Origin of the sequence: Stieleria neptunia, from assembly GCF_007754155.1 — a bacterium.
In the GTDB taxonomy this organism is placed as follows: domain Bacteria; phylum Planctomycetota; class Planctomycetia; order Pirellulales; family Pirellulaceae; genus Stieleria; species Stieleria neptunia.
On record NZ_CP037423.1, the window covers coordinates 7,282,176 to 7,301,494 of the forward strand.

Below are 19,319 nucleotides of genomic sequence, written 5' to 3' on the forward strand. Positions count from 1 at the left end.
GCCCGAGCGATGCGAAAACGGTATGAGTGTCCGCTCGTTTAGGTGTATCATGGGAAGTGCGTTTTCCGCGTTTCGCTCGCCTACCGCCCCCGCTTGTCCACCGAGCAGGCCCCGCCTGACCGATCCGGTTGCACTCCCATCCCGAGAGTTTTTCTGACCGTGAATCCCATCCGACTTTCAGTCGTAGCACCGACCGTCTTGCTGGTTGGACTTGGATGCTTCATCCTGACTGCCGAAACCATTCGGGCCGCCGATTCGCAATCTTCCGCCAAGCTCGATTTCGCCGCCGACATCCGGCCGATCCTGTCCGATGCCTGCTATCACTGCCATGGCCCCGATGCCAATGCCCGCGAGGGCGGGTTTCGCCTGGATGATCGTCGGGAGGCACTGGATTCTGGCGTGCTGTCCTCCGGTGACATGCTCAAGCGGCTGACGAGCGACGATCCGGACGTGCGGATGCCGCCGCCGGATTCCAATCGACGCCTGCGACGCGGTGATCGAGCGAAGCTGAAACGATGGTTGGCCGAGGGAGCGGATTGGCCCGAGGACGACCGACACTGGGCCTTCATCCCGCCGGTTCGCCCTGATCTGCCAGCGGTGAACGACACCCACTGGCCGCGAAATCCGATCGATCGTTTCGTCTTGGCTCGGTTGGAAACGGAGGGATTCAAACCATCGCCGCCGGCCGACCGGGCGACGTTGCTGCGCCGCGTCAGTTTTGATCTGACGGGTTTGCCGCCCACGATTGAAGAACTGGATGCTTTTTTGAATGACGAAACCGGCGGCGCGTACGAGCGGGCGGTGGACCGATTGCTCGAATCGCCGCGCTACGGCGAACACATGGCCGTCGATTGGCTCGAAGCGTCTCGGTTTGCCGATACCGACGGCTACCAGAACGATCGTCTGCGCTACATGTCGGTGTGGCGTGATTGGTTGATCAACGCATTGAACGACAACATGCCGTTCGATCGATTCGTGATCGAGCAAATGGCGGGTGACTTGCTGCCCGATCGAAATTTCTTGACCCAAGTCGCGACAGGGTTCAACCGCAATCATCGCATCAATTCCGAAGGCGGCTCGATCCCGGACGAATGGATCGTCGAATACGTCGCCGACCGCGTGGAAACTACCGGCACCGTGTTCCTGGGGCTGACGATGACCTGTTCGCGTTGCCACGACCACAAGTACGACCCGATCTCGCAGAAAGATTTCTATAGCCTGTTCGCCTTCTTCAATAACATCGATGAAGCCGGGCTCGGCCCCAACAACGGCAACAGCCCACCGTTTATCAAGGTGCCGAAGTCCTGGCCGGATCTGGCCGACGATGAGCTGAAGTTCGTCGTCCCCGAGCCCGTCAAAATCAAGGTGGTGCAAACCTCGGTGCCGCGTCCGCAACCGGGCGGCGAAGACACCGTGATGGTGTTGCACGAGTTAGACAAACCACGCGACACGTATCGACTCGATCGGGGACAGTACGACAACCCGGACACGTCGGAGAAATTGAAGCCCGCGACGCCGCCGGTCTTGGGGGCGTGGAACGACGATTGGCCGCGCAATCGCCTGGGCCTCGCCCGTTGGCTGGTCGACCCCGATCACCCGCTGACCGCACGCGTGACGATCAACCGTCTGTGGCAGCATCATTTTGGCGTCGGGTTGGTCAAGACGAGTGAAAACTTTGGCGTGCAAGGAGAGCTGCCCAGTCATCCGAAGTTACTCGATTGGTTGGCAACCGAATTCATCCGCACAGGCTGGGACGTCAAAGCGATGCACCGTTTGGTCGTGACCAGTGCCACCTATCGTCAGCAGTCGTCGGCGTCCGAAACGTTGCGTGAACGTGACCCGGAAAATCGTTGGTTGGCCCGAGCCCCAAGAAAACGTCTCTCGCCGTTTGCGATCCGCGATTCGATGCTCTTCGCCAGCAGCCTGTTGAACGATTCGATCGGCGGGCCTTCGGTTAAACCCTACATGCCGCCGGCGATTTGGAGCAGCATTTCGAACGCCAAGTACAAACAGGACACGGGTGAGAAACTGTATCGACGCAGCATGTACACGTACTGGCGACGCACGGTTCCGCCGCCGACCATGATGGCCTTCAACGCCGCCGCACGCGAAACCTGTATCGTCCGCAGCGACGAAACGACCACGCCGCTGCAAGCGTTGACGATGATGAACAACATCACCTTCGTCGAAGCGGCCCGGCATCTGGCCGAGCGGGTGATGAAACCCGATGGACTGGCACCTTCCCAGCGAATCGCGTTGGCGTTCCGGCTGGTGACCAGCCGGCAACCGCGCGCGGATGAGCTGGCCGTCCTGGTCGATGACTTCCACGTCTATCACGACGATTTCCAACAGAACGCCGACGCGACCGAGCGTCTGCTGTCGGTCGGAGAAACACCCAACACGCCGGGGCTGGACCGTCGCGAACTGGCCGCGCTGACGCTGGTCGCCAATACGATCCTGAACCTCGACGAGGCCATTGCGGAGAATTGAGATGAATCCTTTGGAAGAGTTCAAAAGACGACACAACCGACGCGCGTTTCTGGCCGGGGGATCGTTGGGGCTGGGATCGATCGCGGCGGGGACCCTGCTGGGTGCAGACTATCTGCTCGGCGGGGGCAATCAGCTCGGTGCGGCCGAAGCGAGTGGATTGCCGGCGGGAGGTGCGTCGGCCTTTGCGTCGATCGCTCCCAAGGCCAAACGCGTGATCTATCTGTTCCAGTCGGGCGGGCCGTCGCAAATGGACCTGTTCGATTACAAACCGGATCTGGCGAAACGTTTCGGCGAAGAAGTGCCGCTGTCGGTCTATCCGGCCGAGCGAAAGACGACGATGACATCGGGCCAGACTTCGTTTCCCGTCGCGCCCAGCACGTTCAAGTTCCAGCAGCACGGGCAATCGGGCATTTGGCTCAGCGAGACCTTGCCGCACTTGGCCAAGGTCGTCGATGAGATCTGTGTGATCAAAAGCATGCACACCGAAGCGATCAACCACGATCCCGCCGCAACGTTGTTTCAAACCGGATCGGTCATCGCCGGTCGGCCCAGCATGGGAGCTTGGGTGAATTATGGTTTGGGCACCGAAAACGCGAACCTGCCGGCGTTCGTCGCGATGACGTCCAACGGATCGGCCAAAGCCGGCCAGCCGCTGTATGATCGATTGTGGGGCGCCGGTTTTCTGCCGGGGCGGTTTCAAGGCGTGAAGTTCCGCGGTCAGGGCGATCCGATCTTGGACCTCTACAATCCCGCCGGCGTCACACGCACCCAACGCCGACGGATGCTCGATTCGGTCGAGAAATTGAACCAAGACCGCGCCGACAAGTTCAACGACCCAACGATCGCCACCCGGATCGCCCAGTATGAATTGGCGTATCGGATGCAAATGAGCGTGCCGGAATTGATCGACGTCAATGATGAACCGCAATCCGTGCTGGACATGTACGGGCCGCAGGCGACGCAAGTCGGCAAGTACGCCTACAACTGTTTGTTGGCGCGGCGGTTGGCCGAACGCGGCGTGCGATTTATCCAGCTCTATCACCGCGGGTGGGACGCCCATAACAACGCCCCCAAACAAGTCCCCTCCCAATGTCGTGACACCGATCAACCCACCGCGGCCTTGCTGAGTGACCTCAAGCAACGCGGCATGCTCGATGAGACGCTGGTGATCTGGGGCGGCGAATTCGGACGGACGGTTTACTGCCAAGGCAAGCTGACGGACAAGGTGTACGGACGCGATCACCACCCGAATTGTTTCACGTACTGGATGGCCGGCGGAGGCATTCGCGGGGGGATGACGTATGGGGAGACCGACGAGTACAGCGTCAACGTGGTTGAAAAACCCGTCCACGTCCACGACCTGCAAGCCACCATCTTGGCCCAGTTGGGCATCGACCACGAACAGCTGACGTACCGCTATCAAGGCCGCTATTTCCGCTTGACCGACGTCCACGGCAACGTGATTGACGACATTGTTAGGTCGTGAGGGGGGAAGAAGAGCTGCGTAGTGGACCGTCTAGCGGTAAACGTCATGCGCCGGTCATCCGTCTGATTGGATCGCGGAGTCAAACCGGCGGGTTGCAGTGCGACGCTGGAAGCGTCAGCCTGAAGACAGCCCCGAGTGCCCGATTTAAATGAACCCACAGATGGCAGAGCGAACCCACGGATGAAAAGCAGCCTGGGATCCGTGGGTACGCGCTGCCATCCGTGGGTGTGATCCACTGCTGTGGTACCGGAGATCGTCTGTTCGATCGATCCAGGGAAGCCGATTGCCAGACGGTCCATGGCTCTCTCGCATGACATCTACCGATAGACGCTGCAGTAGGGCATGCTGTGCATGCCAGGGGGGTGTCAGGCACAGCCTGACCTACGCCTACGACGTGGTGCGTGGCGATCTTCTTGCCGCCAAAATTTTCCGGCCTCTCCTTCCAGCCAGCGAGTCCTTTCACGACGTGTGGATCAGGAAAGGAATGACAGAATGATTCGGGGTAAAATGATGGGGCGCGCGTTGGCTAATGCCAAACGTCAGACCTCACCAAGGGGCTAACAGCCTGACGAAGAACCTAAGACCTTGATGACCGTCTGGTCCCCCCACTTCATTTTTGACAAACGATTTTTTGACCACCCCTTGTTCCTGATCAAAGGCAGGATTGTCGCAGACCTGGACGGTCTTTTTGAATACGCTAAAACGACCCACAGCGAACAATCCGTCCGGTTCGAATCACCACGAGATCCATCATGCTTTTGTTGCGTCTAGCACGTCCGATCCTTTCAACACTTTTCATTTTCACGCTCCTCCTTGCGGGTCGATCTGTCGGCATCGCCGCCGATCCGGCCAAGCCGGTGTTCAAGGACGGTGAGGCCCAGGTGGTCAAAGCGTTTGAGGATTCGGACTATTGGATCCGGCATGATCTGTGGGTCAAAACCGAGTTTGATTCCGATGGCGATGGCAAACTGGATCGGATGCACGTCAGCGTGACGCGTCCGCGGCAAACCGAGAGCGAGGGGTTGAAGTTGCCCGTCGTTTATAACTCCAGTCCCTACTTTGCCGGCACCGGCGCGAAGGGAGACGAGTACTTTTGGAACCCACGACAGGAACTCGGCGCGACGCCCCCGGAACGCAAGCACTTTGACGCCGTCGAGCGGACAGGGATGCGTCCGATCATTTCCAAGCGGCACGAAAAAGACTGGGTCCCGCGTGGTTACATCGTGGTTCATTCGTCGTCTCCCGGAACCGGACTTTCAGAAGGCTGCCCGACCGTCGGGGGGGACAACGAGTCGCTGGCGCCCAAGGCGGTGATCGATTGGCTGTGCGGACGCGCCGATGGATTTACGTCGCCCGATGGAGACGAAAAAGTGACCGCGGATTGGTGTACCGGGAAAGTCGGAATGACGGGGACGAGCTACAACGGCACGATTCCGCTGGCGGCGGCGACGACCGGCGTGGATGGATTGGAAGCGATCATCCCGGTCGCCCCCAACACGTCGTACTATCACTACTACCGCTCCAACGGACTGGTGCGTCACCCGTACGGTTACCTGGGCGAAGACATCGACTACCTGTACGACTTCATTCACAGCGGCAATGAAGCGCGACGTGAGTACTGTGATTGCAACGTCCGCGATGAAGAGATGCTGAAGCACTTTGATCGGGTCAACGGTGACTACAACGATTTTTGGGCGGGGCGAGATTACTTGAACGATCTGGAACCGTTGAAGGCCGCCGTCTTGATGGCCCACGCCTTCAACGATTGGAATGTCGTCCCGGAGCACAGCGTTCGAATCTACGAGGCGCTCAAGAAAAAAGGCGTGCCGACGCAAGCGTTCTTTCATCAGGGCGGGCACGGGGGACCACCACCGATCAAGATGATGAACCGCTGGTTCACCCGCTATTTGCACGGCGTCGAAAACGGTGTCGAAAAGGACCCGCGTGCGTGGATCGTTCGCGAGGGCGACAAGCAGGACAAACCGACGTCGTATTCCGACTACCCCAACCCGGACGCTTCGCCGGTCACGTTTTATTTGTCCGGCGGTGCACCCGAACGGGGATCGCTGAGCCTGCAAGCCGCTGAAGACGCCGGCACCGAATCGCTGGTCGACAATTTCTCATTCGACGGAGCATCGTTGGCACAAGCCGAATGGACCGAGCACCGACTGATCTACATGACGCCAGAGCTGAAGGAGCCGATTCATCTCTCCGGAACACCCCGCATCACGATCAAACTGGCCAGCAGTAAACCCGCCGCCAATCTGTCGGTCTGGCTGGTTTCGTTGCCGTGGAACAACGGCAAGAACGCCAAGATCACCGACAACATCATCACGCGGGGTTGGGCGGATCCTCAAAACCGACGCTCGATGACGGAAAGCGAACCGTTGGTGCCTGGAACGTTTTACGAGGTGTCGTTTGATCTTCAGCCCGATGATCAAGTCATCGCGAAAGGCCAACAGATCGGATTGATGATCTTTTCCAGCGACAAAGACTTCACGCTGCACCCGACTCCCGGAACGAAATTGACGATCGACTTGGACGCGACGTCCATTTCATTGCCCGTGGTCGGAGGCAAAAAGGCGTTCAAAAAGGCGCTGTGACCGGAGGAAACGTTCGTCGCAACGCGCGAGGAATTAGTGGGCGCGTGTGTTGTTTCTGTTGGATCGTGGGGCAAGCCACCGGCTTGCCTGATGAATCACAGGGGACTCGCAAGCTAGATGCTTAGGCCACGGTGTCGTCCCGGATGACAGGCTGGAAGCCGATCCCACTTGTTTTCCGATCGCTCGTCAGCAGTGGTGGGTGACCGTCATGACGGGGCAGACCGCGTGACGGATGGTGTGCCCGGAAACGCTGCCCAGGATGGCGTCGGAGAGACTTGAGCGGGCGGAATTACCCATCACGATCAATTCGATGTCCTGTTCTTTGGCGTACGTTTCGATTTCGTGATAGGCCGTCCCGAAGCGAATGCTGGTCGTCGTCCTGAACCGCGCCCGATCTTCGGGGCTCATCACGTTAAGAAACTGCTCTTCGATTTTATCGGCCTGTCGGTCACGAAACTTTTGATCGGTCGATTGGTGGATCAGCGTGGGATCATCGATCACGTTCAAGAGGTGGATGTGTGCATTGCTCGCCGCGGCGATCCGCATGGCATACTGCAACGCGCGCCGGGAACACTCGCTGAAGTCAACGGGGACCAAGATCTCCGAGATCGGCGTCAAATCACTCACGATGGCATCCTCCTTAGTCGGTAGTAGAAACAAAAGCGTTCTCGAGCATCCGCGTGGCAATCTAAACGGACGGCGAGTTTTGCAAACGGTGATTTTGTTGGAAACGCAGTACTGCGCCGGCTCGGTCTCACTTGTACAGAGAATTCTACCGACAGATTCTGCGGATGAGGCGAAAAGAAAGGAGTTTCGTCACTCTTCCCCCAAGCATTGGTGTCTACACAAGTCGCAAGACTTGAAGTCGACCTCCCTTTTAGGAGACTCTTCAGGGAGGGTGACGCAAGATGCGTAGACTCCAATGCCTGTCCAGAAGAGTGACTTAAAAAACGGCACGACCTCCAAACCTGGAGCCTTGCTGTCAATGACGTGTCGCATGCTCATCCGTCGTGGGGGGGCAGATGAGGACGGTTCCGGACGAGTGGTGCGTCAGGTCCTAGTTCTTGGGCAGGGGACCAGGCGACGAGTTCTGGGGCACGACTTGGTGCAGGTGCGGTTTCCCCGGCTGGCTGGCCTTGCTCGGCGCGACGAGATCGACGCGTTCCAGATTCTTGGTGCCGGTGACGACATAGGTGTCCTGGGCGTTGACTTCGCGCTGATAACGGCGGCGATATCTGTCGCCGTATCCGTAGCCGATCGACTGGTAGCTTCCGCAGGCACTGCTCTGGTAGGACGCGGTGGAGTGGGGCGCGGTGAACTTGTTGATGACCACGCCCATCACCCGTGATCCGGTCCACCGCAGCATCGCGACGGCTTCTTTCGCATTCGGTTTGCAACGGCGTCGGATCCGCATCACCAAGATGGCGGCATCGACATAGGTGGTCACGATCGTGGGGTCGCTGACCATCAGCAGGGGCGGCGTGTCGACGATGATGAAGTCGTAGTTGGCCCGCGCCCACTGGAAGACGTCGGCCAGTTCGGCCAACGTCAGCGCTTCGGCGGGATTGGCCGGCAGCGGACCGCACGGCAGGATGTCCAGGTTCTCGATCGGCGTTTGATGGACCGCCTGGGCGACACCCAATTCACCGTTGAGCACGTTCGCCAAGCCAATCTTGGTTTCAAGATTAAAACGCAGCGAAAGTCTCGGGCTGCGCAAGTCCAAGTCGATCAGAAGCGTTCGTTTTCCCGACTGAGCGATGGAGCACCCGACATTGGCCGCCAGCGTGCTTTTTCCGTCACCCGGCAAGGGGCTGGTGATCTGGAACACCTTGCTGTCGGTTTGTCGGCGGTCCAACAGCATGGCGGTCCGGACGGCACGCACCGCTTCGGCCGCCGGTGAATGCGGCCGATGAATCACCGCCAGTTTCGGATCCAGTCGCGCGATCGAGTCGGTGGGCATCTGCTTTCGTTTGTGGCTGCGTCCGGCGTCAAAGGGAATGTGCGTCAGCACGGGAGCCTGCAATTCGTGTTGAATCGCTTCGGCACTGCGAAAAGTTTTCGCACCGGCTTCCAGCAGCAGCGCCAACAGCCCGCTCAGACCGAGTCCCAGCATGGTGAAGACGGCTACGTCTTTTCTTAAGTCGGGGCCGGTCGGATGCGCTTTACCGGTCGCCAACAGCGGTTCGACCAGGATCCCGCCGTTGATGTCGATCAATTCCAGGGCCGCCAGTTGCTGTTCCAGTTGGATCAACATGCCTTGCAGGCTGGCGATGCGTCGGCGGAACGAGGCGTCGGTGTCTTCGTATTTCTTCAGCTCGTCGGCGGCCAATTTTTCGGTGTCGATTTTCCGGTCCACCTCGCTCAGGTCTTCGTTGGCGACACGCAAACGTTCGCTCAATCCGCGAATGTAAGCGTCGACGGCTTCACCGGCACGCGCCACCTGGGCTTGTGTCGATCCGTCCGCCTCGTCGATCTGTTGACTTTGTTCGCTCAGCTCTTTGCGGCGTCGGTCGACCTGGGCGATCAACTCGTTTAATTTGCTTTGTGAACTTTCGATCTGCATCACGATCGATTTGACTTCGGGGTGCGATCGCCCGTACGCCATCTCCAGTTGTTCCCGCCGGATCACCAGCGGAACAAGCTTCTTTTCCACCTCGATCTTTTGCATCTCCAGATCGTCCGTTGCCAGACTGCCGGATGAACGCCCGTTGAGCATCAACCGCGAGTCTTCAAAGACATCACTGAGTTGACCGATGATCATCGCGACCATCAGCGGATTCTTGTGGCGACTCCTCATGCTCTCGGCGAAACGCAATTCGCAGTCGAGCTGACGTTGCTTCTGTTCCAGTTGATCGCGAAACGATTGCAGTTGAAACTGGCGTTGACGATGGGGATTGACGACCTGACCGTTGGGATCCCATTCCAGCGGAGCGCCTTCACGAAACGTCTTGTAGGCTTCCTCCAATTCGGCCTGTTGAGGCAAGAGTTTTTCTTGAGCCTGGCTGACCAATTGCTCAAACTCATTGACCCGCAGCTCACGTTCTTCTTGGAAGTGCGATCGGATCGCATCGCTGACTGCGTTGACGGCGGCGACGCAGACCTCTGGATCGTGGCCGTCAAAATGGACCGCCGCGATCAGACGGTCGCGAGAATCTTTCAAATCCGTGATGGTTTGAAATCGAATCCCACGACGCACCAAGGCGATGAACTGGTCGTTCGTCAGCTCCCGTAACGCCGGAATCGACCGCAGTTGTTCGTTCAAGTGGACGCGACCGGCGATCGCATCGGAACTGATCAGCGATTGCATCAGATTGCCGCTGGGGATTCCACCGCGGACCATGCCGGTGGACGTATCGAGCGTCAAGGGCGTGTCGCTTTTGAACATCAGTCGGGTCGTCGCACGATAGGTCATCGGTTTCTGACGATTGACCCAGTACCCCAGCAGCGTTCCGATCGGTAGCAACACCCCGATCAACCATTTGTAACGCCACAGGACCGTCCCGATCGGTTCACCTTGTAATCGTCCAATGTCATCGGGTTGCCTCGCATGGAAGGTGTCAGCATGAACGTGCGGAGGCGAGGGTTCCAACATGGAAGGTGGCAGAGGCTAGGGGCAACGAGGCGGGAGGGTGGCAAGTGCGATTACCTGGTTGACTCTAGGGCGAAATTAGTCAAACCGATGACGCGCGGACCCGCGGTTTGATGTCGGATTTCCCTCACCACCGTGGATCAGTCCAGCGCATCCAGATCGACACCACAGAGCACAAATTGCCGAGACGCCTGCCCGCGGTCGGCTTGCAGCGATTGCCTGCGTTGCTGTGCGATTTCATTGAAGCGTCGCTGTGCATCCGCCGTTGCGATCGCCCCCGCTTCTCCGGCGTAGGCGAGTTGAACACCACGCCACGCGAGCGCTTCCAGGGGGCGACGGAGTTGTTGCAGCAATTCGGCCAGCTGCGCCAACGCAGCGGCATCGCGTGTCTCCTCCGCTGCCATCGCGGCGCCGATCGTGTCGGTTTTCCGAATCGTCTCGGCCCTGCGGCTGGTCGCCTCCGCTTCGTCGACCGCCCCCAACGCACGCAGCGACTGGCTCATCAACGCATAGGCTTGGTGATCGGTTTGATCGCGAAGCACACATTCGGCAAGCGACCCGACGGCCGCCGCGTGGTCGCCGTGAAGCGCCGCCCAGACGCCCCTGGCCAGCCAGGCATCGGGATATCGATCGACCGATTCGCCGCTGCGGTCGATCCAGCTGCGGTCGATCCATGCGTCCAGCGCCTCGCCGTCGTTGAGCTGGGCATACGCTCTTCCCAGCAAGGCGTCTGCTTCGGCACTGCGGACTGGGGATGCTTCCAGCCGCGATCGGACCGACGCCCACTGATCGCGGCTGACATCCACCCGCGCCCTGCCCAACATTCCGATCGGATCAAAGCTGTCCTCGGCCGCGTCACCGGGAAAGGGGTGAGCGATCGAGAGCAATGATCTGAGCTCGTCTTCCCGGATGTCGCCGAGCGAGCAGAGCGTGATCAGGTGCTCGGCCGCTTCGATGCGTCGCCCTTGCCGCAGCATCAACTGTGACAAATTGCGATGCACCATCACGGCGTCGGGCACTTGCTCCAGCAGCCTTCGATAGCGCTTTTCGGCTTGGGAATACTGTCCAAAGCGGACCATCCACTCCGCCGTCTGCCCCAGCACGGGCAGCCGAACTTCGGCAGTCGTCGTCGCCAATTCGTCGAGCATCGCAATGGCCTCCGGATAACGCTTGCGATTGCCCAAGACCATCGCCATCAGAAAAACCACCTGCGGGTCCTCGGGGGCCAGACGCATGGCCTGTCGCGCCAATTGAAACGCCTGGTCATCCTGTCCGGCTTGCAACGCCAGCATCGCCTGATTGTGAAGCGTCGCCGGATCCGGCGGCGGGCTGGAATCCGTTGCTGATGGCTCGGCAATCGGCTCGACGGATTGCGGCGTCGCCTGCGTCGGCGAAGAGGGGGACGCGTTGGCGGGGGGCTCACCCGGCACGCCAGGATCCGGCACGCCAGGACCCGCCGCATCGGTCGGACGCGGATGCGCCGGTTCGGATGGCGTTTGTTTATTGCCACAACCGCCGCCCACGGCAACCGACAGCAGCAGGCACGCCGAAACAACGATCGTGTGGTGGTGTCGCAATCTCAATCGATCGTTCCCCGAGTTGGTATTCTTGCTTTCTGGCGTTTCCTTGATTGTCGGTCGGATCGCCTTGCGACACAATTGGAAAGTCCGTCGTCGATTCGACGGATAGAGCCGGATCACCGCACCATTGGATTGGATTGGGTTGGATTCGGTCGTCGAAGCGTGAAATTGATTGGACGGCCCCCCTTGGGAGTGAAACGGGTGAATCGTGGACTGATCCTTCCCATCGCGGGCGCGTGTTTGATTCTGATCGGTTTCGCGACGATGCGCGGATCACAGGGCGGCCCGCACGATGATGACCCGCACGTTGCTGATCGGGCGAACGTCACGCCGGGTGACACGCCGGGCAATGCGCCACCCGCCCCCACGCGGGTCGGTCGCCAGGTTTGTCGTGAATGCCATGCCGAGAACTTCGCCTTGCACGCCGAGCATGGTCATGCATTGACCTTTCACCTGGTTTCGCAAACCGATCTTGCCGACACGTTTGGCGGCCAGTCATTCGACGCGGGCGAATCGTTCGGGACCTACCACTATCATGCCGAGGGACAGCATGCCGAGGGACAGCATGCTGAGGGACAGGGCCGACTGTCTGTCTCGCTGCCGGAGCGGTTCGAACAGGATCGTTTTCCACTGCAATACGCGTTGGGTTCGGGGCACCATGCCCAAACCCTTCTGACGCTGACCACGGCGGTCGACGGGCAAACCGAGGGAATCGAACACCGCGTGACCTGCTATGCCGGCGGCCGCCTCGCCCTGACGCCGGGGCATGCGAACAAGACACCCGGCGATGCGCTGGAATACTTTGGTGATTCATCGCGGGGCGAACCACTGCAGCGATGCATCTATTGTCACACGACGAGCGCAAACATCGTCAACGAAACGATTGTCGACCTGGTCCCAAGCATCAATTGCGAGAAGTGTCATGGCCCGGGCAGCGAACATGTGCGCGCGGCGCGTTCGAACCCCATCTCGCCGCCTCCCTATTCGGTCGGTCAACCGACCTGGGACACCGAGTCGGAACTTCAGCTTTGCGGAGATTGTCACCGATTACCACGCAGCGTCTCCGAAAAACAGATCCGAGATTACCCGAAACTGTTGGCACGCTTTCAACCGGTCGGGCTGTTGCGCAGCCGCTGTTATCTGGAATCGAATCGGCAACTGAAATGCACCAGCTGCCACAACCCGCACCGAACCATCCAGGCCGTTGAACCATTCGAGCACGAGCAAAAGTGCATCAATTGTCACCAGCATGACGTTGCCGAGCATGTCGCCTGTCCGGTTTCACCGCAATCAGGCTGCATCGAATGTCACATGCCGGCCGTTGAGTTGGACGAAGGGCTGCAGTTCCACGACCACTGGATTCGAGTCCAAAGGGATCCGCTGCAGGCCGGCGACGCGGGCGGCTAAAGGGGCCGTCCAGCTTAGGACGAGCGCGAAACGCGACGAATCTGAATGATCTGACCGAATGGGTGAGAGGTGGTCGGCGGAGGGGTGTACGACGTCCTTTCTAGGTCGTCGCGCAGAGCCCCACGGGCGACGGCCCGGAAGGGCCATCGTACATCAGAAAAGCGATCGGCCTAAGCTGGACGGTCTCTTCAGGCGATCCCCGGTCGCGGCGAAGCAGCGACCGCGCAAAAAAAATCCTCGCCCATGCGTGATGGGCGAGGATGCGTTTGAATTCGAAGCGAACGAGAAACCGCTTACTGGTTCAGTTGCTCTTCAATCGTTTCGCCGGAAGCCTTGGTTCCCAACGCGCCCCACAATCCGTAAGGGCTGACTTGACCGGGCGTTCTCGGTCCGCCGCCCGCATTGCGTCGAACCGCACCGGCTCGTGAATTCCCTGCTTCGACCGAATCGGTCATGAAGACCACGGCACCATCGACCATCAACACGTGAGCTCCGCCTTGGTGGTTGCTGCTCGGCGGCATGGTGCCGGGACCATCAATCCACTGCCCGACGCAAACCTCGCGGTTGGGGGGCAATACCGTGAAGACCTGCGTGCAGTGGGCTCGGAAGTTCGCCCAGCCGGCACCGCGAGCTTCGTGGTTGTTCTGGCTGAGCACTTCGGGGTTGGTGCAATCCGCTCCACCATTGCACCAGTACTTGGGACGCTCCGGGTCGATCTCGTTGTTGTCCGCACACAAGGACGGGTTGTTGTTGACCTGGTTCCCGCCACGACGGTTCCAAGACGCTGCGGTGCGGATGTCACGGTCACCCAAGTCCGTTTTGATTTCGCCCATGGCGATCGTGTTGGACAATCCATCCAGGATGTCACGGAACTTCGCCGCCTTGCGAACCATGAAGGCACCCCGGCTGACCGAATTAAAGTTCTGGACTCCACCCGATCCGTTGGGCCGCAAGTCGCCCGTCTTGTAGTTGTGGTGCCAGGGACTCGGCGAATCGCCCATGCACACCGCATAGTTCGTCCGTCCCAATGCGGGCAACCCCGTCCCGGGATCACTCGGGCAACGCAGCATTGGAATTTCCGTCGACCACGGGATGTACCCCGGGTTTCGGGAGAAGTTGCGCGGGTTGGGGCCCATCGCAGGCCAACGCGCCGGGCTGGTCAAACCGGTGTTTCCGGGAGGCGCCGCGCCGGTGACCGTCTTCGTGCTCGGGTTGGAAACTTCTGACCAAATCCCTTGCTGTTCGAAGAATGCCGTCAGCGGGACCAGGGCACTCAAGCACTCGTGGTTGGCATCGTTGCCCTGTCGCCACCAGCGATTGTTTTGCAAACCGATTCCCGTTCCGCCCCCATGGACGGGCAATTGCTTGAACGCGGAATGGTAGTTGTGGACCGCAATTCCGAGTTGCTTGAAATTGTTACTGCAGCTCATCCGGCGAGCTGCTTCCCGGGCCGCCTGGACTGCTGGTAACAGCAATCCGACAAGAATACCGATAATGGCGATGACAACGAGCAGTTCAACAAGCGTGAACGCCGCAGTCCGTTTGGATCGTTGGTTCATAGACCGTTCCTGAAAATAAGGTGATGAGAATACCGATGGTGCAATCCTAACAAAAAAATCCACGCCATTAACGAAAAAGATGTTTTTTTCGCGAAACCGACCCCCTGGAATAGCGGAGGGGGTTGGCGATCAGCACCCCGCCCACGCAGCCGTCTGGAAAAAGTGGGGGACCGACAGGGAATCGCTGTCGCAGCTGCACATGAGTGCAGTGTTAAGAGAAGACGCGTCAGACTGCGGCGATTCCCGCCCCCGGTTTGAGTCAGGGCAGCGGGCGGGCGAGGAGTCGGGGCCAGGAGTCGGGGCCAGACGCTGGTGCCAGCAGACGATGGCACTTAGTTCGGCTCTTGAGGTATTAGCGGAACGGCACGAGCGGGCTGTCGTTTTTGTGAGCCGCGACGCGTAAGCGGCCGGGCATTGCGACGCTGCCCGAGGCCTTACGGCCAGCGGCTCACCATTGACTCAGCAGATCCCGACTAAATCGACAGCCCGCGAGCCGTCCGGTCGCGCTTCAAAAACACCGTGAAAGACCGGAGGGCTCGCGCCCTTCCGCTAACAAAAACACCCCGCTTGGCGTCCAATCAGCCGGCATGCGACCAGCGCCGACGCGGTTCGCCATCAACGAATCAGAAAGTCGTCGCAGCCTGACTGCGACGTCCGGTCCAGGATCACTGCATCGATTTTTCCATCTCAGCGTCGTATTCTTCTTCCGTCATTCCCGCCATCGCCTCGTCTTCCTCTTCAACGGCAGGGGCTTCAATCACCTGAGTGTCGCCGCTGCCACCGCATCCGGTGAACGAAAGCGTGGTGAAACACAAGGCGGCCATCCACAACCAAGCAAACTTTTTCATCGGTCAAACCTTTCAGAATAAAATGAGTCAGGGCACGCATGCAGGGCAAAGGGACGTACCTGAACGGATGCCCTCTGCGCCAGCCACGTTTCCATTCACCTTAACCCACCGCCGGCCACAAAGCGAGCGGCGCGCCGCCGCGGCACACTCAGTTTACAAGCTGATGAAGCACTAGCCGGCCTTCAGCAATTGCTCCGCGGCATCGATCAGCAATACTTTGGCATGGCGGATCGTTTCGTCCACCGATCGGACCGGGTCGTGGATCTGTCGCACGCGGGTCAGCCCCAGGTCCTCGACCGATGCCTTCTCCAGCGCCAACACGCCACACAGTGCCGCGACCGGCACGCGGTACTTTTCTCCGACGTCGGCAACCCCGCGGACCAGTTTCCCGTAGGCGGTCTGATCATCGATCTTGCCTTCACCGGTGACGATCCAGTCGATGGTGCCGCCGGAAAGCAGGGATTCCACCCCGGTCAACGAAAGCACAAACTCGATTCCCGAGAGAAACTCGGCGTGCAAAAAAGCCTTCAGCCCGTAACCGGTTCCCCCGGCGGCGCCGGCTCCGGGAACGTCCGCGACATCCAATTGCAAATCGCGTCGAACGATTTGTTGCAGCCGATCCAGCCCGCGATCGAGTCGCGCGACCATCTCTCGGTCGGCACCTTTTTGCGGTCCATAGACGGCCGCTGCGCCTTCGGGGCCGAGCAGGGGGTTGGCGACATCGTTGATCGCAAAAACGCGAGCCGAGGAGAGTTCCGGCAGCACGTCGGACGCATCGATCGAAGCGATTTGATCCAGCGATCCGCCGGTCGTCGGCAGCGTCGCACCGTCGGCATCGAGAAACCGATAGCCGAGGGCTTCGGCGATTCCGATGCCGCCGTCGTTGGTCGCGCTGCCGCCCAGGCCGATGTACAGCGTTTTTGCACCGCGGAGCAAGGCGTCGGCGATCAGCGTGCCGGTCCCCAGCGTCGACGTCCGCGAGGGGTCGCGCTGCTGGGCACTCAGCAACTCCATTCCCGAAGCCCGCGCCATTTCGATGTATGCCGTGCCGCGGCTTGCGTCCAACCCATATTCCGCCCGGATCGGACGACCGAGCGGGTCGGTGGTCTCGCATTCGATCGCCGCGACGGACGGATCGCTCTTGCGAATCGCATCAAGAAACCCGTCACCACCATCGGATGCGGTGATCGAATGGGTTTGGACACCCGAGTCGAACCGGCGCAGCCCCGCTTCGATCGCTTCGATGACTTCGGTTCCTGTCAGTGAACCTTTAAATTTGTCGGGGATGATCAAGACATTCATGGGAGCCCACGCGGCGGAAACGGACAACTAAAGCTCAAATCTCAAATCTCATCGATACCGCATTTCACAGGTCACGCCTCCGGCGGCCCAGACATAGGATTTTGCGGTGTAATCGGCGACCATGCGGTGGCTGCTGAATCGCCAGGCCAAGGTGCTGATGCTGTTCATCATGCGTTTGATCCAAAACTTCGGCAGCCCATCACTGTCGCGTGTGTAGAAGCACGGGATCACTTGTTCTTCCAGCGTTTGGTAGAGCGATTCGGCGTCGCGTCGATCGGTGATTTCGTCACTGACGTGTGACCGACCGTTGCCGATGGCAAAGCCGTTGCCGCCGTTGAAGGCTTCGCCCCACCAGCCGTCCAGGATGCTGCAGTTCAAACCGCCATTGAGCACGACTTTCTGGCCGCTCGTCCCGCTGGCTTCCAAGGGGCGACGGGGATTGTTCAACCACACGTCGACGCCTTGGATCAGATGACGGCAGACGTTGATGTCATAGTCTTCGACGAAGGCGACGCGACCGGCGAAGCGGGGGTCGTGCCGCAGATTGGCGATCTCCTGAATGAATTTCTTGCCCGGTTCATCTTTCGGGTGCGCCTTGCCCGCGTAAATCAATTGCACCGGACGGTCGCTGTTGCCGAGCAGTTCGGCGATCCGATCCATGTCGCTGAACAGCAGATTCGCACGTTTGTAGGTCGCGAATCGGCGTCCAAATCCGATCGTCAACACCCGCGGGTCCAGGATGTGTCGCGCCGCCTCGACCACGTTGTCACTTTCGCCACGTCGTCGGCATTGTCGACTGAAACGACGACGCACAAACGAAATCAAGTTGTGTTTGAGCGAATTGTGCGTTTCCCACAGTTCGCCGGGATCCACGTCGTGAATCGCTTGCCAGGCGTCGGGTTCCTGCAACCGGTGCTTCCAGTCGGTGTGAAAGTGTTTGTCGTACAAGGTTTGCATTTGCACGGCCAACCAGCTGGCCACGTGGACGCCGTTGGTGATGTGTCCGATCGGCACTTCATTCTCGGCGCGGTCGGGCCACATCGATTGCCACATGCGGCGCGAGACGACGCCATGCAGACTGCTGACGGCGTTGGCACATCGGCTCATTTTGAACCCGATCACCGTCATGCAAAACGATTCGTTGTCGTTGTCAGGGTCGACTCGGCCCAGGGCCAGCAATTCTTTTTGGCTGATGCCCAACGCATCGCGCAACGGCCCCAGGTGCTCTTCGACCAAGGCGGGCGGAAAACGGTCGTGTCCGGCGGGAACGGGCGTGTGCGTGGTGAAGCACGTGGCGCGGGCCGATAGCTGGACGGCGTCTTCGAACGTCATCCCGTCGTTGTCCATCAACTGTCGGACGACTTGCAAGGCGCCGAACGCGGAGTGCCCTTCGTTGAGGTGATAGACGCCGGGGTCGATCCCCAGCGCGGCCAACGCCTTGACGCCGCCCACGCCCAACACCAGTTCCTGACGAATTCGCGTGCGTTCATCGCCACCGTACAAACGGCTGGTCAATTCGCGGTCTTCCGGCTTGTTGCCGTCGACGTTGCAATCGAGCAGATACAAACGCACCCGTCCGACGTGCATCAACCAGACTTTGGCAAACAATTGCCCATCCCGCGTGTCGATCGCCACCGTCAGCGGCTGCCCGTCGGAATCCAACGCCGCCTGAATCGGAAGATTCTCGATTTTCGTTTCCAGGTAATCTTCACCTTGGAAACCGTCTTCGTCCAAGTACTGGCGAAAATAACCTTGGCTGTAATACAGCCCGATGCCGACCAACGGGACGCCCAGCCCCGAGGCGCTTTTGATGTGGTCACCGGCCAGCACGCCCAACCCGCCGCTGTAGATCGGGATCGATTCGTGAATCCCAAACTCCGCCGAAAAATAGGCAACCGGCTTGGCCCCCAAGACGCCGGCGTTGGTCGACGCCCATGTTTGCGAGGACGTCAGGTACTCTTGCAGTCGACGGTAGGCGTAATTGATACGGCTGTGCAGCACCAATTCCCCCGCGCGGTCGGCCAGCCGCTCCGGCGTCATCTCACGCAACAGGGCCACCGGGTTGTGACCGAGCTGTCGCCAGCGAATCGGATCGACGTCACGAAAGATCGCGTCACATTCCGGATGCCAGCTCCACCAAAGGTTGTTGGCGAGCGTCCAAAGCTTGCCATACAAATCGTCGGCATGACTGAGTTCGCTAAAGAAATCCGACGGGCCCGCCGGAGGGCGAGGGGAAACACTTTCGGTGGGCGGTAGTTCGGTTTGACTCATAGCGGTCCCGTCGCACAGTGTAGAGAAGTCAGTGGAGAGAATTCGGCGTCGCACGCGGCGCACGTTCTGAATCGGCTCAGGTCTCTGTTGTCGACCACTTGCCCCGGCGAATCAAGCAACGGTCGTCGCAGTGGCGGGCAATCTTCCAAAGTTTCCGAGCTGGGGCGTCGTCGAGCCGTTTGAT

At 59.7% G+C, this 19,319-nt stretch carries 11 protein-coding genes; 4 read left to right on the forward strand and 7 right to left on the reverse strand.

What is annotated here, in order from left to right; all coding sequences use genetic code 11:
- The first annotated feature begins 159 nt into the window (after positions 1–159).
- The 3 genes from Enr13x_RS25365 to Enr13x_RS25375 all read left to right on the forward strand — a co-directional run bounded on the left by Enr13x_RS25365 (position 160) and on the right by Enr13x_RS25375 (position 6,579).
- On the forward strand, positions 160–2,490 hold the full coding sequence (locus tag Enr13x_RS25365; RefSeq protein ID WP_197455351.1) for a PSD1 and planctomycete cytochrome C domain-containing protein: 2,331 nt from the start codon (positions 160–162) through the stop codon (positions 2,488–2,490).
- Between the two features lies 1 nt (position 2,491).
- Positions 2,492–3,976, forward strand: coding sequence for a DUF1501 domain-containing protein (locus Enr13x_RS25370; RefSeq protein ID WP_145389598.1), 1,485 nt, complete (start codon positions 2,492–2,494; stop codon positions 3,974–3,976).
- Positions 3,977–4,728: 752 nt separating this feature from the next.
- Positions 4,729–6,579: a Xaa-Pro dipeptidyl-peptidase gene (locus tag Enr13x_RS25375; protein ID WP_197455352.1), complete on the forward strand. Its 1,851-nt coding sequence runs from the start codon at positions 4,729–4,731 to the stop codon at positions 6,577–6,579.
- A gap of 186 nt (positions 6,580–6,765) precedes the next feature.
- Here Enr13x_RS25375 and Enr13x_RS25380 read toward each other — a convergent pair whose 3' ends face one another.
- The 3 genes from Enr13x_RS25380 to Enr13x_RS25390 form a co-directional block, all read right to left on the reverse strand.
- Positions 6,766–7,206 carry a universal stress protein gene (locus Enr13x_RS25380; protein ID WP_197455353.1) on the reverse strand — a complete coding sequence of 147 codons (441 nt, stop codon included), beginning with the start codon at positions 7,204–7,206 and terminating at the stop codon, positions 6,766–6,768.
- Positions 7,207–7,636: 430 nt separating this feature from the next.
- Positions 7,637–10,171 carry a polysaccharide biosynthesis tyrosine autokinase gene (locus Enr13x_RS25385; protein WP_145389600.1) on the reverse strand — a complete coding sequence of 845 codons (2,535 nt, stop codon included), beginning with the start codon at positions 10,169–10,171 and terminating at the stop codon, positions 7,637–7,639.
- A 137-nt stretch (positions 10,172–10,308) separates the two neighbouring features.
- Positions 10,309–11,751: a tetratricopeptide repeat protein gene (locus Enr13x_RS25390; protein WP_145389601.1), complete on the reverse strand. Its 1,443-nt coding sequence runs from the start codon at positions 11,749–11,751 to the stop codon at positions 10,309–10,311.
- A gap of 198 nt (positions 11,752–11,949) precedes the next feature.
- Between Enr13x_RS25390 and Enr13x_RS25395 the strand changes: the two genes are divergently transcribed.
- Positions 11,950–13,155: a multiheme c-type cytochrome gene (locus Enr13x_RS25395; RefSeq protein ID WP_231743778.1), complete on the forward strand. Its 1,206-nt coding sequence runs from the start codon at positions 11,950–11,952 to the stop codon at positions 13,153–13,155.
- Between the two features lie 293 nt (positions 13,156–13,448).
- Here Enr13x_RS25395 and Enr13x_RS25400 read toward each other — a convergent pair whose 3' ends face one another.
- The 4 genes from Enr13x_RS25400 to glgP form a co-directional block, all read right to left on the reverse strand.
- Positions 13,449–14,714 carry a DUF1559 domain-containing protein gene (locus Enr13x_RS25400; RefSeq protein ID WP_145389602.1) on the reverse strand — a complete coding sequence of 422 codons (1,266 nt, stop codon included), beginning with the start codon at positions 14,712–14,714 and terminating at the stop codon, positions 13,449–13,451.
- A 665-nt stretch (positions 14,715–15,379) separates the two neighbouring features.
- The gene (locus tag Enr13x_RS25405; protein ID WP_145389603.1) at positions 15,380–15,562 is read right to left on the reverse strand and encodes a hypothetical protein; all 183 of its coding nucleotides are present in this window, start codon (positions 15,560–15,562) and stop codon (positions 15,380–15,382) included.
- Between the two features lie 171 nt (positions 15,563–15,733).
- Positions 15,734–16,864 (reverse strand): glycerate kinase, encoded by a 1,131-nt coding sequence (locus tag Enr13x_RS25410; protein WP_145389604.1) that lies wholly within the window; start codon positions 16,862–16,864, stop codon positions 15,734–15,736.
- A gap of 48 nt (positions 16,865–16,912) precedes the next feature.
- Positions 16,913–19,135, reverse strand: coding sequence for an alpha-glucan family phosphorylase (gene glgP / locus Enr13x_RS25415; RefSeq protein WP_145389605.1), 2,223 nt, complete (start codon positions 19,133–19,135; stop codon positions 16,913–16,915).
- Positions 19,136–19,319: the final 184 nt, after the last annotated feature.